Below are 17,172 nucleotides of genomic sequence, written 5' to 3' on the forward strand. Positions count from 1 at the left end.
CATTAAAATGCATTTAATGAATATAGGAGGGCTTGGTAAGGTCGCCATTTACACAACTCAAATGGGGTGATGACGATGGCCGATGAACTGCGTTTGGATCGATTGCGCAATTTTATCAGCGAAGTGGCTCGGCAGGTGGATCGTGCACAAGATGAAGAGGCGCTGCTGGATGCTTTAAAGCCTCTTCTAGCAAAGCTGGTCAGTCATGATGATTGGCTACCCACTGAGTTTACGCAGCCTCATCCTGAGTATTACCAGCAATATCTTTTACATGCAGACTCCCAACAACGTTTTTCAATAGTGAGTTTTGTATGGGGGCCAGGACAACGTACGCCGATTCATGATCACCGAGTTTGGGGGGTTATTGGAATGCTACGTGGGGCAGAGCTCTCACAGGGATTTATACGAACGGAACAGGGAGAGCTGAGAGTCCAGGGAGAGCCCACCCGACTTAATCCCGGTGATGTTGAAGCAGTATCACCTTCAGTGGGGGATATTCATCAGGTCAGTAATGCACTGAACGATCAAACCTCCATCAGTATTCACATTTATGGTGCCAACATTGGTGCTGTGAAGCGGGCTGTTTATGCGGCTGATGGCAAAGAAAAGGTTTTCATTTCCGGGTATTCAAACCAGTTCCTACCTAATATTTGGGACGTTTCGAAAGAGACAACACTACCATGAGCAACTTCCGCACTCTCTCTGGCACTAGCGTCATCCGCTATTTAAAAGACAAGCAAGAAATCGCCATTATCGATGTCCGCGAAGAAGCCCCGTTTGCAGAAGGGCACCCTCTCTTTGCTACCAACATTCCCCTATCGCGCCTCGAACTGGAGATTTTTACCCGAGTTCCTCGTTTAAATACACCGGTGGTGGTGTACGACAACGGTGAGGCGTTAGCAGAGCAGGCTTATCAAAAGCTCTCTGGTTGGGGGTACAGCGACGTTGCGCTTCTGGAAGGGGGGCTAAAAGGGTGGGAGGCGGCTGGAGGTGAGATATTTCATGATGTTAACTCTCCCAGCAAGGCCTTTGGAGAGTTGGTGGAATCGGTGAGGCATACGCCTTCACTTGCGGCTGAAGAGGTGAAGGCATTACTTGATGCCAGGGCGGATGTCGTAGTGCTGGATGCGCGTCGTTTTGATGAGTATCAAACCATGAGTATTCCTACCGGCATCAGCGTGCCGGGAGCGGAGTTAGCGCTGCGTGTAAAGGAGCTTGCCCCAGACCCCTCCACCCAGGTAATTGTTAATTGTGCGGGTCGTACGCGTAGCCTTATCGGTACCCAATCACTGATCAACGCGGGTATCCAAAACCCTGTCGCGGCGCTGCGCAATGGCACTATCGGCTGGACACTGGCTGGGCAGACTCTTGAGCATGGACAGTCCCGGTCTTTTCAGCCCGTTAGCGATGAAACACGTTTGACGGCGGCGACCTCTGCACATGCAGTGGCAGACCGAGCCGGTGTAAAAAGAGCGACACGAGATCAGCTTTTTACTTGGCAGCAGGACGCGACTCGCACCACCTATCTATTCGACGTACGAACCCCTGATGAGTTTACTGCAGGGCATTTTCCTGGCGCCTTCTCTGCACCAGGAGGCCAGTTAGTTCAAGAGACTGATCATCATGCGGCGGTGAGAAGCGCCAGGGTGGTGCTGGTAGACGACGATGGCGTACGTGCCAACATGACGGCATCTTGGCTGGCGCAAATGGGGTGGGAGGTCTATGTGCTTGAGGGCGTCGAACTTAGTCATTTCACGGAGTCAGGCGATGAAAAACGCCGGTATCCGCCGGTGCAGTCTGCTGACGTGGTGACGGCGGAAAGCCTAGCGACACTGCTGGGTGAAGGCGGTGTAGCGGTTTTCGATCTTACGACGTATCAGCGCTATCAAAAAGGCCACATCCCTAGTGCTAAATGGGTGCTGCGTACGGATTTGGTCTCCCAAGTAAAAGCGCTACCCCAGCATCAGGTGATCGTTTTAACCTGCGGTAGTGATCGCTTAGCCCGTTACGCCTGGCAAGAGTTGGTCCAGCAAGTGCCCCATAAGGTGGTTGTGCTTGAGGGAGGTAATGCAGCTTGGCGTAGAGCGGGATTATCGGAAGAGGCAGGGTCTGGAGACGCGTTATCACCGCTGATCGACCGCTACCGACGCCCATATGAAGGCACGGATAATCCCAAAGAGGCCATGCAGGCCTATCTGGATTGGGAGTTTGGTTTAGTCGCGCAGTTGGAGAAAGATAGGACTCATGGATTTCAAGTTATATAACGCCAGAATTCCTGGGTATATGTAAGGGGCAGTTGAATATTGCACTTGGGCCTCAAGGCCCATCCACCCAGTCAATAATGTCACGCGGTCCAAACCAGGGGGCTGGCTGGGTTTTATCTGAGGCAGAGCGGGTTGGCCGCTGGTGCTGCTTGCACCAGCGACGCCACTTTCTCATTAGGCCCTTAGCCGTTTGAAACACGTTCATCCGGCAAGAACACGCGGCTGTAAGTGGGGCGAATCCAGGCATCACCACCCTGTGCTAAGCCTAAGGCGCGGAAACGGTGCTTGGTAAGCTCTGCGTGAACAAGCTCCTCGCTATTGTCGGTGCGCAGTTCAAGACGAACGGTAGGGCCTACCACCGATACCACTTCTATTTTGGCATGCAGCGCATCTGGGTGTTCACGCCCAGCGAATACCTCAATCTCATGTGGCCTTACATAGGCCTGACCTTGCTCATTTTTGTACCCTTGAAATTCAGGCGCTGGCAGTTGTACATCGCCAATGCGGGCGATCCCATCATGAACCCTTGCATGAAATAGGTTCACATTACCGAGGAACTGGTACACGAATGGGTTGGCCGGGTGGTCATACACATCCTCTGGTGAACCATCCTGTTCTACGCGGCCTTTGTTCATCACCACAACCCGGTCTGAGACTTCCAGCGCCTCTTCCTGGTCATGGGTAACGAACACGCTGGTCACGTGAATATCGTCGTGTAATCGGCGTAGCCAGCGGCGAAGCTCGGCGCGCACTTTGGCATCCAGTGCGCCGAAAGGCTCATCCAGCAACAGCACTTTAGGCTCCACCGCCAGTGCACGGGCCAGCGCAATTCGCTGGCGCTGGCCGCCAGAAAGCTGATGTGGGTAGCGGTGGGCGGTCCAGTCCAGTTGTACGAGTTCCAGCAAACGCATGACTTTCTGCTTAATCTCATCTTTGCTGGGACGGGTTTTGCGTGGTCGAACGGTTAACCCGTAAGCGACGTTTTGAAACACGGTCATATGCTTGAACAGGGCATAGTGCTGAAACACAAAGCCAACACCGCGCTCGCTGACATGCAGGTCGGTAGTGTCTTCGCCGTGAAAGCGGATTCGCCCGGTATCTGGCTGTTCTAGTCCGGCTATGATGCGCAAAAGCGTTGTCTTGCCGGAACCAGAAGGACCGAGCAGGGCAGTGAGTTCGCCATCACGGAACGTTAGGCTGACATTGTCGACCGCGACAAAGTCGCGAAAGTGTTTATTAACGTGATCGATTTCGATGCTCATAAATAGTCTCTTATCTCTATGATGCGCTGAGGGATCAGGCGGCGGCTATACGTTGGCGGCGTTCATCGTTCCACTCAACGGCGCTCTTAATCGCAATGGTGACTAGTGCAAGGCCTGTCAAAAGCGAAGAGACGGCAAAAGCGGCGGTAAACATGTATTCGTTGTAAAGCACTTCAATGTGTAGGGGCATGGTGTTGGTTTCACCGCGAATGCGACCTGACACCACCGCTACCGCGCCGAATTCACCCATGGCACGGGCATTACACAGAATAATGCCGTAGATGAGTCCCCACTTAATGTTGGGAAGGGTGACGTACCAGAAGGTTTTCCAGCCGTTGGCACCGAGCGTTAACGAGGCTTCTTCTTCCTCTTTACCCTGCTGCTGCATAAGAGGGATCAGTTCGCGTGCAATGAATGGCAGTGTCCCAAATATGATGACAATCACGATGCCAGGAACCGCATAGAGGATTTGTAAGTCGTGCTCATACAGCCAGGGACCAAGCCAGCCCTGGGAGCCGAACATGACGACGAAAATCAGGCCCACCACGACCGGTGAAATAGCGAAAGGCATATCGATCAGTGAGATTAATATAGACTTACCTCGGAACTCGAATTTAGCAACGGCCCAAGCGGTCGCTACGCCGAACACCATATTGGCGGGTACGACGATAATCACCACCAGCAATGTTAAGCGGATAGCAGCCAAGGCGTCGGGCTCAGTGACGGCCGCTTGCCAGGCCGATAGTCCCTGGCTGAAGGCGCTGTAAAGTACCACGATCAGTGGAAGCACCAGGAAGAGCCCTAGAAAAGCAAGCGCGATAATAATTAGGCTAAGCCTTAGCCAAGCAGGCTCTTCAGTAGCGCGACGCCAGCGCTTTTCCATTGAAGGATTGGATAATGAAGATGAAGTGTTTGAAAATGACATGGAGAGTTCCTTAGTGGCGCCGAGAAGCCCACCACTGCAGGCCATTAATTAGCAGCAGTAGCAAGAAGGCAGCGAGCAGCATCACCGTGCCGATAGCGGCGGCACCTTGATAGTCAAATTGCTCAATCTTGGTGACTATTAGTAATGGAGTGATTTCGGTTCTATACGGTAGGTTGCCTGAGATAAATACAACGGATCCGTACTCCCCCAGTGCACGCGCGAATGCTAATGCAAAGCCTGTTAATGCTGCAGGAAGCAGTGCTGGGAAAATCACCCGCCGAATAGTAGTGAAGCGGCTAGCGCCCAGGCTAGCGGATACCTCTTCAAACTCCGCTTCTAGATCCTCTAATACTGGTTGAACAGTCCGTACAACAAAAGGCAAACCAATATAGGTGAGTGCTACCACAACGCCCAATTGGGTATAGGCAACGCGAATGCCGAAGACATCCAGGTGTTGGCCTACCCACCCAGTGCTGGCGTAAAGTGTTACGAGGGCAATGCCTGCTACAGCGGTGGGTAAGGCAAAGGGGAGATCCACCAGCGCATCAACAATGCGTTTACCTGGAAAGCGGTAGCGCACTAGCACCCAGGCCACGAGCATGCCAAAGAATAAGTTAATTAAGGCTCCGATCAATGACGCACCAAAAGAGAGTTTATAAGAGGCCACGACTTGTGGATGGCTAATGGCCGACCAAAAGTCAGCCCAGCTCATGGTCGTGGTAAATATCAGTAATCCGGCAACGGGAATCAGGAAGACTAAGCCGAGATAGAAAAGCGAGAACCCCATTGTCAAGCCAAAGCCTGGGATCACATTGCGCGGTTGGTTAAGGTTCGGCATGTTGAAGCTCATCATTTGTTGGGGTGGTTAAACCCAAAAACCCCGGGCCTCACAGCCTGGGGATTGAAAGTATCAACCTATCTTAATTGGTGGGATTGCCGACCTGTTCGAGAATGTCATCGAAACGACCACCGTCATTGAAGTGCGTTTCTTGAGCATTCGTCCAGCCTTCAAACACCTCATCAACGGTAAAACGCTCTACTTCAGGAAACTGATCAGCAAACTCTGCCGCAATGGTCTCATTGGATGGGCGGTAATAATGTTTGCCTGCCAAGCGCTGGGCCTCATCAGAATAGAGTTGCTCCAAATAGGCGGTAGACACCTCGCGGGTTCCATGAGCATCGACGTTTTTATCAATCACTGTCACAGGCGGTTCTGCGAGAATGCTTACCGACGGCACGACAATCTCAAAGTCGCCTTTACCAAGCTGTTCGGTGGCCAAGAATGCCTCGTTTTCCCAGGCGAGCAGTACATCGCCAATACCGCGCTGAACGAAGGTATTAGTCGCGCCGCGTGCCCCAGAATCGAGTACAGGTACGTTTTTGTAAATATCGCGTACGAATTCAAAGACCTTCTCTTCGTCGCCATCGAATTTATCTAACGCGTAACCCCACGCGGCAAGGTAGTTCCAGCGTGCGCCGCCCGACGTTTTGGGATTGGGGGTGATCACTTCTACGTCGTCACGAACAAGATCATCCCAGTCTTGAATATTCTTTGGGTTGCCATCGCGCACCAGCAACACAATAGTAGATGTATAAGGAGAGCTGTTATTGGGAAGACGTGACTGCCAATCCGCAGGTATTAAATCAGAGCGTTCATGGAACTGATCAATGTCATACGCCAAGGCGAGCGTGACAACGTCGGCTTCCAAGCCATCGAGTACCGCGCGGGCCTGAGACCCCGCTCCCCCATGGGATTGACGAATAGTGACAGTTTCACCGCTCTGTTCTTGCCAGTAATTGCTGAACCAATCGTTGTACTCCCGATAAAGCTCGCGAGTCGGGTCGTAGGAGACGTTGAGTATTTCCAATGATTCGCTTTGCGCTTGAACGGTCGCGCTGAACGTTATTGCGCTAGCGAGTACGGCGCCACCCAATAGTATGGCGGCGGTGAGTTTAGATTTTTTCCAGGTGTTTGTAGGCGTTGTTTTTTCCATGATGAGGCTGCTCCAGCTCAATGTTTAGCTATCGTTTTTGAGGTGATGATGCACAGCCTAACGGTCTCTATTATTCAAATTAACGAATAAAAAATGGATTTCTTATATCTTTTTATGATTAGCAATCCGCTACAAACCAGTGAGCTTGCATAGGGAAATCAGGCATATTGAAAAGCCACAACGGTCAGGTGGCGTGGTTGCCTGGTCGTCATGGTGAGGTTTGAAAAGATGGAAAAACGGAGGTGGTGAACGACAGCTAATCCCTGCGGCCTGCTAATACTTGGTTAACGGTCTCTTCATCCAGGTTGTCGCGGCAAAGCTTTAAGAATTGGTAGGCATAGCCACGCAAGAAATGGCCACGTCGTAGCGCTAGATAAGTGGTGTTACGGGGAAATAGACTGCTGGCATCCAGTAGTTTTAAACCCTGATCACGCTGTTCGTGATACGCCATGGAGGCGATTAACCCAACGCCCATGCCCAGCTCTACATAGGTTTTGATTACATCTGCATCCAATGCGGTAAGCACAATATCTGGGAATGCATCCGCAGCAGAAAATGCGGTATCAATACGGGTACGCCCAGTAAACCCTTCGTGGTAAGTCACAATCGGGTGCTCAGTAATACGTTCAAGTGTTAATGGTAAGCCGTCATTGAGCGGATGCCCTTCCGGCACCACGACGCCATGATACCAATGGTAGAAGGGAAAGCAGGCAAAAAGCTGCCCTTCCTCATGCAGCGCCTCGGTAGCAATACCGATATCCACTTTGCCCGCTTTCAGCATTGAGACAATTTCTTCAGGGCTGCATTGGTGAAGTTCCAAATGTACTTTTGGAAATGCTTGCTTAAAACGAGCAATGATGGGCGGTAGGGCATAGCGTGCCTGGGTGTGCGTAGTTGCAATGGCAAGGCTGCCTTGATCCACATGGGTAAGCTGATGCGCTGAGCGTTTAAGATTTTCCACATCAAGCAAAATGCGCTCGATGAATTCCATCAAAGTGCTACCCGCGACTGTCAGCCCAAGAATCCGCTTGCCCCTGCGCTCAAAAATCTCAACGCCTAGCTCTTCTTCCAAATCTCGAATGTGCTTACTTGCCCCAGACTGAGAGGTGAACAGAGCATTAGACGCCTCAGTAAGATTAAAGTGCTGACGCACTGTCTCGCGTACGATGCGCAGTTGCTGAATATTCATAGCGAGGAGTATCCGATCAGTTGGCAGTTTTAATATTCAATAAAAGAATATTAAAAATATCTTTTATTCCATAATTATATTTCACGATATCCTTATCGTTTTTCTGGGAATCGGGGTTTCAGAGATGAACGTATTGTGATAACGCCTTTTATGATGAAAGGGCAAGGCGCCAGCTCAGGCTGGTAATAGAACCAAGCTCCCTCAAACGCTTCTCTAGCTATAAGTTCAACCAGGAGGAGTTTCTGAGAATCAAGTTTTACTAAAGTAGCTAGAAAGAGCGCATAAAAAAGCCGCCACGCGACAGCATTGGCGACTTTAGAGTGATATCTCATACAGCATTATTGAGACTATAAAACTGATATCTCTGGTCGCCAGAAAACATTTTGACCAATACGACCGAAGCCCCAGTGGTTTTTGGAGCGAAACGCTCGTATTTGGTTATCGGCCATTGCACTTTGCCCATCGGCATCGCGGATATAACGAGCAAGTGTTATGGCTGCTTTCTGGCCGTAGCGCGCACCCGGTGACGCGCATGTCCAAGAATGGCGTAGCATGATAGCTAGGTCAGGCGCGTGCTTATCTAAATACGCCAGCCCATAGGCGCAGGCTTCTAAGGTAAAGGCATCATGACTACAGAGCTTCCAGGCGGAATTCGGTTTGCCTTTAGCGTCGTAGGTGTAGGTTTTTCCAATATCATGCAATAACCCCGCGACAAAGCACGTTTCCTGTATCAAGCGTGACATAGAGGGCTCGTTAAGACGTAGCATAGCCACGGCATTGTTAGCGACGTTCAACGAATGCTCTAGCAAGCCGCCCGGGTAGGCATGGTGATAATTGGCGCTGGCGGGCGCATTCAAAAAAGCTTCAAGACGATCCTTCCGTTCCAGTACCCGTGTCAAAAACACTCGAAGGCAGTCTGATTGAAGCGACTGTACGGTCGCGATTAACTTGTCGAATACCTCTGGCATCGGGGAGTACACCCGTGGCAACGATTGCAAGGTATCCATAGAGGTCACTTCATCCCGAGACGCCCTGCGGAACTCATCGAGAATGAATTGGCCTGACAAACACTTCACGCCGGAGGCGGTAACAAAGTCCAGATGGCCGATGCGCTCAGGTACTGTTGTTTTGCTCAAGTTGAGCATCGCGATTTGATCCCCCACACAATCGCTTAGCCGCAACTTTAAGAAAGGCGTTTTCGCGTTGTCGAACTCCACCACGCGTCCAGTAAGGCGATAAGTGCCCGTGAAGGTACGAGACAGATGAGTAGGGGCGTTATCAAGCCGTTTCATGATGCTGCTCCTTCTGGGGCTTAGTGGGCGTGGTGTTGCCTAACAAACGCTCAAAGGCAGAGCCATCCATACGGGTGGCATTGGGGACGTAACGCGAATAAACCTTGAACAGCATCTCGGTTGAACTATGGCCCAGCATTCGCGCCACCCACTCTGGATTTTCGCCAGAAGCCAAAAAGAGTGTCGCGGCAGTATGCCGTGTTTGATAAGGGCGTCGTTTTGTCAGCCCAAGAGACTTAAGCAAGGGATACCACACGCGCTTCGTCACATTGTTGTGATCAAGCGGCTGTCCCAACTGATTGCAGAACACGTATTGGCTCAGATGCCCAGTGGCAGCATACTGCGTTTTTAGCGCGTCATACACTTGACCAAACATAGGGATTTCACGCTGCGACCCGTCGGTCTTGGTATATTCCGTTTCGCCATTGATCAATGTTTCGCGTACCAAGATTTCCCGCTTAGCAAAATCAACGTTTTTCCACTTCAACCCATCGACTTCGCCGGTGCGCATGCCGGTAAAAAAGCGCACGGTGTAATAGTTGCAATAGTCCGGGCGGACTTTATCGATGATGCGTTGTACTTCGTGTAGCGAAAACGGCTCAATATGCGTCTTCTGCAGCTTTAACGGCTTGATGTTCTTGTACGGAGACTCAAAATCGAAACGCTCGGCCGCTTCATCGAGCACCATGCGCAAAATAGACATATGGCTGTTGATCGTTTTATGCGATACCAGCCTCGTGGCACCACGGCCCTTGCGCTTGGCTAGTTTGGTGCGGAACGCCAGGATGTCCGCCTTGGTGATATCTCCGATGTGTTTTTTCCCAAACGCTGGTTTAAGGGAGCTATCCAGGATCGAGCTCACATTGCGTACGTGGGAAGCACGCCATTGGATTTTACTCTCGTCGAACCACTGATCAGAAAAAACGTTGAAGAGCGGTGTCTCCACAGTCGGTTGAGTGTTCTCGATCTGTGCAGGTTGAAGAGATTGATTTTTAGCGGCGTTATTTAACCCCAGCTTATGTAAATTTTTACTGCCAGGGAAAAACTCAGCATAGTCGAGATCATCTAGCAAAATTTTTGCTTCTACCTTTGCCAGTAATTGCTCCACCTTTTTTCTGTTAGTAGGCGTGTCTTTCAGTGCAGTTTGCTCACGTAATCGCAGGCCTTGGTAGAAAAAATCCAGATAGAGCTTACCCGTCTCTTTTCGTTGGCGAACCTTACCCATGGCTATAGCCTCCATTTGCCATCGGAATGGAGATAGTGCCATGAGTGGCTTTAAGCATTTCTTTTTCAACGGCTTCCCACAAGAACAAAATTTTCCGTCGGCCAAATGGCTTGATGTAGTGGGTTCCCTCGATAAGGACGCTGTCTTTTAGCTGCTGTCGGATAGTACGGCAGTCGTACTTGATGCGCTGGGCAAGCTCTTCGGTCGTGAGATAGGTATAAGATGATTCCATCGAAAACCTCCAAAAGGAGTGGTATTCTGCGTGACTAAAAGACATTCCAAATATCAGAATGTCATCCTAAATGACATTTTAGACAGCAAAAAACCATTTGCAAGCGTTTTTTGCCATTCAGGATGACAAAAAAGCATTTGCAGGAGGTATTGATGGTTCGTTGTCATCTCGCACGCTTGATGGGTGAGCACAAAATGAAGATCGTGGATGTTGCGCGTGAAACAGGTCTTAACCGCAATACTGTTACGCTTCTTTATAAAGAAACTGCTCAGCGAATCGAGTTGGATGCACTGGATAAACTATGCAAGCTTTTCAGTTGTGAGGTGGGTGATTTGCTAGAAATTCAAAAAAATCATGAGGAAAATGAGAGGTGATTAATACTGCCAGTCGTTGACTGAAGGTCATAAGAATAAATTACAGACGCAAGCAACGGAGCGAATGTGTCACATATACGTCACAGATGTGTCACAGGGAGTTTGCAGGCTAACAGATACAAAAAAGGCAGATCAGTAAGTAACTGATCTGCCTTTCAAAATATTGGTAGCGGGGACCGGATTTGAACCGATGACGGTTATGAGACTGATGAAATATGGACATATTATATGTCCTAAAATTACATTTAACGATCTAAAATCATCATTAGAAAGGATTTTTCTTGGGTTACGTTCATGGAGGTAGCGTCATTTAAGAGCAAATGAGGGGATTTATATTTGGCACAGAAGTAGGAGAAATTCCTTGAAAGGAAGTGACCTTCAGGCCAATCATAGGGCACAGTCAAGCTGATAAGATAGGTCTAACGTAGATGATCTTATGCCTCAGTTTCCTGAAAGCCAAGATCGAGTAATCCTGGCCGTAAATCAACTAACCCACTGGCTGGCACACCAAGCCAAAACAAGTTCCGGGCGCGGGTTACCGCAACATAGCCAATACGCCCGATCTCTGTATCCACGCCGTTCATTAAGCCTTCGGCATGTTCCTTGTTTGTCAAATACAGCACTGCATCCAGGCTTTCTCCCTTCGCCTGATGAACTGTGTCAACGCGAATGCGGGGTCGGCAATTATTCCCATTCAGGTCAGCGTCAGATAGTAACGGTCCATCAGGCAAATCTCTTGTAGTGAGCTTGCTACCAAGCTTATCGACGCTCGTCAGGCCACAATCTTTATTAATTTGAGCCAGCAAAGTTTTGACCCTATTAAGTAATAGGGGGTGCCACTGCGCTTTTCCATTGAGCGATACACCGGGCAGTCCCAATTCAGGATTACGAGTAAAAGCCCAGATGAGCCGACGTAACGCCTGATCCTCACGTTGGGATGTAAGCTTAGCCAACATCCCATTTGGAGCATCAACGAGTAGGTTGACGATACCGATAGCCACCAGCCTGAATGCACCTTGATAGTCTTTAAAACGCTCGCGCAGAATTGCAGCCTGTGTAAACCGTTTGACGATGCCCCAGCCTGGGGCCCCTTTTTTGCCAGCCAGTTTATCTGCCTGTTTGCGTCCGCGGCAGAGTACCGCCGAACGCTCCAGCCTAAGGCCAGCGGCCTCCACTGCTCTCTGAAACGAAACAATGAGTTGCTCTCTGTCATTCTTACCGTAAGCTACAAAGAAGGGACCATGGACTGTATCAGGCGCTTCCCTATCTGCGGCATCGGTTCGTCCGGCCAGATGGTTGGCCAGATCAAGGATTGGTGGCACGGACCGGAAGTTTCTCTTCAATTCGAGGCTATTTACGCCGTCACGTTGCCCGTACTTTGACAAGAACGCCCCATCAGCACTGGCAAATTCATAAATACCCTGATTTGGATCACCTATTAGTGAGACCTGGCAACCAGCACTCACTAGCTGCTCGATGATGACCTGATGAACCGTTCCGATATCCTGAGCCTCGTCAATCAGGATATGCGGATAACGGCGAACCAGAGCACGCAGAATCCCAGGTTGATCTGCTAACGTGCGATAGCACCAGTAACGCCCGAGGTTGTGTGTGTAGGCACCGATCCGCCCAAGGCGATGCACCACGTCTGCAGCTTGGGCAGTATTGAGCCTGTGCATTTCACTTTTAATATCCGAGTAGCAGAAGTAGACACCTCCAGCGTCAATGCCGACCTGCATTTCATTGATAGCACGCGGGTAAGGATCCGTTTGAAAGGTGAATCCTTTCAGAAATGCTTCTCCACCGGTCACAAGGAAAGCTGTCTGTTGCGCGCCCATCGTCCGATAGGCATGAGGGCGCAACACGTTGCTGGTGATGAAAGTATCCAGCGTATCTATGTCCACGCGGTTGTTGACGTTGCTGCTGAGCCCCAGATCTTGATATTCCTTTCGGAAAGTGTCTACAGCGACATTGGAGAAGGACAGGAGTGCCGCACGACCGCGGTGATTACCAAGTTTTTGACGAATATTGGCCAGACGTCGCACGGCAGTGAATGTCTTGCCGCTGCCAGCACAGGCAATTACTGACAAGGGCTCTACTGAGGCATCTATAACCTGCGTCTGCTCTTCGGAAGGATGGTTCACTACTTGGTCTCCGCTGTTTGACAGGCATGAGAAATCGCATTCTGGATGTAGTCTGGCACTACAAAAGCGTTGCCTTCGGCAATAACTTGCGCAAGTGACTGGCCAAAGCGCCCCTTCTGCACATTATTTTGTTTGCGCTCAAACATACCGCTGAATAGAGTTCGTGCTTTGGCTGCATCCCCTTCTTCCTTTGCAACCTTGTCTTGAAGGTCTTGCGCGATTCTCGGATGCATATTACTTAGAGCAGCCAGCATGGCGGCGCGATTAACGTCATCCAACGCCAGATCATATTCGAGAGTTTTGAGACCGCAGAAAACCTTAACGAGGGTATCCTCATTTTTCTGCATCCTAACGGTATTGTCTGAAACCCTAATTTCCTCGTCGAGGGAGGGATAAACTGCAACCATTTCTCCGGTTTCATCCAGTTCACCTGCCGGATCCGCGTCGGTAATCACTGATACCGGAATTTTCAGCGCTTTCTCGCCAAACAGAGGCAAGAAAGAGTCAAAATTGAGTCCTTCGACACTGATTAGGCTGACGCCGTGCTTGCGAAGGTTATAGCCACACTTTTCCGCCAGCACTTGGACCAGAATTAACTCAGCCGCGCCTTCAACGAAGATGATACGACGGGCAAAAAACAGTTCAGCGCGGGTCACATCAAGGTAGCGTTCGAGTTTTTCTCTTTTCCCCCTTTCGAATTGGATAGTGCGTGGGAAGAAAGCCTCCACGCCAGTGTCTGTTTCGACTAGGCAGGTGAGGCTGTTGAGATTGGCAATGCTAGCAAAGTTGGGCGAATGACTAGAAACAAACAACTGAACGGGCTTCTCACCCTCCCCATCTTGGATCGATTCCAGGTAATCCAGCAACACTGCCTGCAGCTGTGGATGCAAGTGTGCCTCCGGCTCTTCAATGATCAGGCCTCGGTAACTCGCGTCAGCGTTCCTGGCCAGCTCACAAAGAACCACCGCCATGTAAATTAGATTGTTGAAGCCAAGTCCATTCTGTTCAATTTCGAAGTCATCCACTACTAACGACAGGCGTGATGCCAGCTTCTGAAAATCGTTTCCGCTCAATCCCAGATCCAACACTTGGGTTAGCTGAGACCCTAGCATCATGTCATGCCGACTTGTTATGGCCGTGTGAGCGTTAATAATCGGATCGTGGTCCTTTAGGTCTTCATCTAGCCTCTTGAGTGCTTCATTAACTCCATTACGACCAGCTTCATCGGCAAGGAGCTGAAATAGTCGGGCCAGCTTGCTGTTTCGACTGGGCTTGAGTCCCTGTGAAGCATCTCTAAGGGGAGGCAGGTAGACGCCACGAAGGTTCTCGATCATATCCGCGGTTAGGCCTATCTCTTCATGGTCTCCGCACCAGCGTCGTACTCGCAGCCTGCCAATCTTGTCAGCTTCTGAATAACGGATGTTAATGTGAGCTTCAAACCTGCCATCTTCGTCCGGCTTCAGTGCTGCCAGAAAATCGGCTTCGTCGTCTACGTCCAAATCCTGGAAGACGTACGTAAATTGGATATCACCTGCCGGATCGCTCCCCTTTGGTCGATGCATATCGTCGCTGTCAAAGCGCGGGTATGGTTCGTCGTATCCTGCAAGTAGCGCGCGCAATGCATCGACAATTGCGGTCTTGCCAATGTTATTAGAGCCGACCAGGACGTTCAGCCCGGGCTGAAACTCCAGGTCAACAGATTGCAACTTTCTGAAGTTCGTTATTTTAAGTTGTGCTAAATACACAAATGTATCGCCCCCTGCGAATCGGTTTGTAATTTACCCATTGTTATCATGACGGTGTTATCAACACACCCCCTGCGCTCCATCCCAGAAAAGGCCATAAGCGGTTACTTCAGCAATATCATGTCGCTATGCCAATACGATGTTTCTAACTCTGGAAAGGAGAAAGGCTGTTTTCGCGACCAAAAATAAATTTTAACCAGTAGTTCTTCCTCGAATCGTTTCAGAAATTAGCCGCTACTGGGAGGTTCAGCGGCCTCAATTCAGCCGTATTATGCACGCCCTAATAGTACTCGCTAAAATTAGACTTGGTTGTGGCAGCAGGTACCTGAAACCCACTAGAAATAAACAATTTCGGGTACCGACAGCCCTAGAGGAGGTCGGTAAGCTACCTTTTAAACTTCACGGAGATAAGCACATGACACACCTCAAGCAGCCATCTACTCCCCTAGCCATTTGCGAAGATATTCTGCGGAAGAGTAAACAATACAATTTGGAGCATCACTGTTTGCCGAGTGAGAACAGAGTGATTGATAGGCTTTTGAACAGAAGTCATGAGCTAGAAAGCGCCTATCAGGAACTGTACCGAAAGCTCGGCCATCATCCTCATGCACTTCAGGATTTTCTCGCCAAGCTTTTGAGTACAGCCGCATTTTGGAATCCGGAGGACATGAAGGCCGCCCGTGCTAGTCGATATCGTCTCATTGAGGTCAATCGGCAGATTGCGGACAAGGCTATGGAGCTCTCGACGCTGCTGGATGAGCGCAGCGTGCTCCATAATCATTCCGGCTTCGCTAGCAATACCCATTATCATGTCTGCGAAGTAATCGAAGAAGCCTCTGAACACAACCCTTTGTTTGGAATGGAGATTGGGGATAAGCTTAGCCGCTTACACTATCAATATGACCTAAAATATTGGCCATCAATAAGCGACTTCATGGACGAACTAGCCCAGGATGCTAGCGACGCAGATATTGAAGCTACTGATCCGCTAACCAAGGCGGCCACGGAGAGCTCTAGATCGTCAAAAGGTGATTTTCTCAGGGCCTTCCTCGCTGCCATCGAAGAAAGCAGTGCTCAGGTGTTTGGGCGGCTGCCCAGTGACTTGAAGATCACGGACAATACCATGGCCTCCTTGATTAACTGCGCACTGGAGCTAAAGGTGGACGAGATGGCATCCGCCGACTATGTGAAGCGCTTCCGGCAGAAGGAACGCGAGCGCAGTAGAAGGACGTCCTATTGGACATCAGCCAGCAATTGAAAAGATGAAATAAACACTCTGCTCGGAAATGCCTGATTCGAACAAAATTTCAGTTTAAAAGTAGAGCGGTATGGATGTGCTATGCGTCACATGCTGCATCAACGCAAATGCTCCCATCATGAACGCTAACCGGGTCTCACAGTGCAAATAGGTCGTTTATTATCACTGGCTGCTTTGCGCCGTATTGTGTGCATGCCATAGATAGGACGGATAACCTCTTGCCGAAATGCTAAATATAGTTTTTCTTTAAGAGCTGAAAAAGTCGTAAGATCAGTCAGGTCTTATAGGCTTGGAGTACTCATTTTGCCAAACGTTTTTTTCTCATACTGTCACGCTGACGAGGTGCTGAGAGATCAGCTAGAAAAGCAGCTAGCGATGCTCAAGCGTCAAGGTGTTATCGACAGCTGGCACGATCGAAGAATTGGTGCTGGTCAGGAGATCGACGCAGCCATTGATCAACATATCAACAGCGATGAGATAATTTTGTTGTTAGTGAGTCCTGATTTCATTGCTTCCGACTATTGCTACAACATAGAGATGGCGCGTGCCATGGAACGCCACAACGCTAAGGAGGCAATCGTCATTCCAGTGATTTTGCGAGCATGCGATTGGCACCACGCCCCATTTGGAAAGCTGCTTGGCACCCCCCAGGATGGAAAGCCGGTCACTCTCTGGCCAGATAGGGACGAAGCATTGTTACAGGTCGCGAAGGAGGTTCGCAAAGCGGCTGAAAGGTGGCGAAGCACTCAATCAAGCGCCGAACGCGTGGATGTTGGGGCTTTGATGCATACCCAGCAGTCTGTAGTTGCCGGCCCGCGTTCGAGTAACCTTCGAGTCGCTAAGACCTTTACTCAGTTGGACAAAGACCGGTTCCAAATCGACACTTTTGAATACATTGCGCGCTTTTTCGAAAACTCTCTGAATGAGCTCCAAGCACGGAACCCAGGCTACGAAGGTGTATTTCGTCGAATTGATGCTAATCGGTTTTTTGCGACCATCTACAAAGATGGTGAGAGCGTCGCGACGGCGACAGTGTATGTTGGAGGGCAAATGGGAGCAGGGATCTATTACAGTCAGGGTGGTGACTCTTTCAGCAGTAACTCCTTTAACGAGGCTCTTTCGGTGCAAGCAGACGACCAAGCCCTTTACCTAACGAGCATGGGAATGGCTTTCCAGGGGCGTCAACATCAGAAGCTATCTCAGGAGGGGGCAGCAGAAATGCTTTGGGAAATCGTTATCGCGCCACTTCAGCGTGCAAGATAACTTCT

At 50.1% G+C, this 17,172-nt stretch carries 15 protein-coding genes; 5 read left to right on the forward strand and 10 right to left on the reverse strand.

The annotated features are described in order from the left end of the window. The first annotated feature begins 75 nt into the window (after positions 1-75). Positions 76-684: a cysteine dioxygenase family protein gene (locus ACT3UM_RS16085; protein ID WP_498900448.1), complete on the forward strand. Its 609-nt coding sequence runs from the start codon at positions 76-78 to the stop codon at positions 682-684. After that, positions 681-2,264 carry a rhodanese-like domain-containing protein gene (locus tag ACT3UM_RS16090; protein ID WP_498900450.1) on the forward strand — a complete coding sequence of 528 codons (1,584 nt, stop codon included), beginning with the start codon at positions 681-683 and terminating at the stop codon, positions 2,262-2,264. Before ACT3UM_RS16085 ends, ACT3UM_RS16090 begins: the two co-directional genes overlap by 4 nt. 182 nt (positions 2,265-2,446) lie before the next feature. Here the strand turns inward: ACT3UM_RS16090 and ACT3UM_RS16095 are convergent, their stop codons facing one another. The 8 genes from ACT3UM_RS16095 to ACT3UM_RS16130 all read right to left on the reverse strand — a co-directional run bounded on the left by ACT3UM_RS16095 (position 2,447) and on the right by ACT3UM_RS16130 (position 10,383). Further along, positions 2,447-3,526 (reverse strand): sulfate/molybdate ABC transporter ATP-binding protein, encoded by a 1,080-nt coding sequence (locus ACT3UM_RS16095; protein ID WP_498900452.1) that lies wholly within the window; start codon positions 3,524-3,526, stop codon positions 2,447-2,449. A gap of 34 nt (positions 3,527-3,560) precedes the next feature. Further along, a complete protein-coding gene (gene cysW, locus ACT3UM_RS16100) occupies positions 3,561-4,451 on the reverse strand; it encodes a sulfate ABC transporter permease subunit CysW (RefSeq protein WP_498900454.1) in 891 nt (296 codons plus the stop codon). 10 nt (positions 4,452-4,461) lie between these two features. After that, positions 4,462-5,289, reverse strand: coding sequence for a sulfate ABC transporter permease subunit CysT (gene cysT / locus ACT3UM_RS16105; protein ID WP_030074456.1), 828 nt, complete (start codon positions 5,287-5,289; stop codon positions 4,462-4,464). A gap of 82 nt (positions 5,290-5,371) precedes the next feature. Further along, the gene (locus ACT3UM_RS16110) at positions 5,372-6,445 is read right to left on the reverse strand and encodes a sulfate ABC transporter substrate-binding protein (protein ID WP_498900456.1); all 1,074 of its coding nucleotides are present in this window, start codon (positions 6,443-6,445) and stop codon (positions 5,372-5,374) included. A gap of 256 nt (positions 6,446-6,701) precedes the next feature. Then, entirely contained in the window at positions 6,702-7,634 is a 933-nt protein-coding gene (locus tag ACT3UM_RS16115) for a CysB family HTH-type transcriptional regulator (RefSeq protein WP_444648955.1), read from the reverse strand. Positions 7,635-7,981: 347 nt separating this feature from the next. After that, on the reverse strand, positions 7,982-8,926 hold the full coding sequence (locus ACT3UM_RS16120; protein WP_444648954.1) for a TraI domain-containing protein: 945 nt from the start codon (positions 8,924-8,926) through the stop codon (positions 7,982-7,984). Next, entirely contained in the window at positions 8,913-10,151 is a 1,239-nt protein-coding gene (locus ACT3UM_RS16125) for a tyrosine-type recombinase/integrase (protein ID WP_498900459.1), read from the reverse strand. The genes ACT3UM_RS16120 and ACT3UM_RS16125 overlap by 14 nt, the downstream gene beginning before the upstream one ends. After that, complete coding sequence (locus ACT3UM_RS16130; protein WP_444648952.1) at positions 10,144-10,383, reverse strand: hypothetical protein; 240 nt, start codon at positions 10,381-10,383, stop codon at positions 10,144-10,146. Before ACT3UM_RS16130 ends, ACT3UM_RS16125 begins: the two co-directional genes overlap by 8 nt. Positions 10,384-10,535: 152 nt before the next feature. Between ACT3UM_RS16130 and ACT3UM_RS16135 the strand changes: the two genes are divergently transcribed. Next, positions 10,536-10,757: a helix-turn-helix domain-containing protein gene (locus ACT3UM_RS16135; RefSeq protein ID WP_444648951.1), complete on the forward strand. Its 222-nt coding sequence runs from the start codon at positions 10,536-10,538 to the stop codon at positions 10,755-10,757. 434 nt (positions 10,758-11,191) lie between these two features. Here the strand turns inward: ACT3UM_RS16135 and ACT3UM_RS16140 are convergent, their stop codons facing one another. Then, on the reverse strand, positions 11,192-12,901 hold the full coding sequence (locus tag ACT3UM_RS16140; RefSeq protein WP_233975428.1) for a UvrD-helicase domain-containing protein: 1,710 nt from the start codon (positions 12,899-12,901) through the stop codon (positions 11,192-11,194). Continuing rightward, complete coding sequence (locus ACT3UM_RS16145) at positions 12,901-14,646, reverse strand: ATP-dependent nuclease (RefSeq protein WP_233975426.1); 1,746 nt, start codon at positions 14,644-14,646, stop codon at positions 12,901-12,903. The genes ACT3UM_RS16140 and ACT3UM_RS16145 overlap by 1 nt, the downstream gene beginning before the upstream one ends. A gap of 415 nt (positions 14,647-15,061) precedes the next feature. Between ACT3UM_RS16145 and ACT3UM_RS16150 the strand changes: the two genes are divergently transcribed. Together ACT3UM_RS16150 and ACT3UM_RS16155 are read left to right on the forward strand one after the other, a co-directional pair. After that, entirely contained in the window at positions 15,062-15,904 is an 843-nt protein-coding gene (locus tag ACT3UM_RS16150; protein ID WP_233975425.1) for a hypothetical protein, read from the forward strand. A 303-nt stretch (positions 15,905-16,207) separates the two neighbouring features. Continuing rightward, positions 16,208-17,167 (forward strand): toll/interleukin-1 receptor domain-containing protein, encoded by a 960-nt coding sequence (locus ACT3UM_RS16155; RefSeq protein WP_022520322.1) that lies wholly within the window; start codon positions 16,208-16,210, stop codon positions 17,165-17,167. Positions 17,168-17,172 lie beyond the last annotated feature (5 nt).

Origin of the sequence: Halomonas sp. AOP13-D3-9 (genome assembly GCF_052379125.1) — a bacterium.
Taxonomy (GTDB): Bacteria; Pseudomonadota; Gammaproteobacteria; order Pseudomonadales; family Halomonadaceae; genus Vreelandella.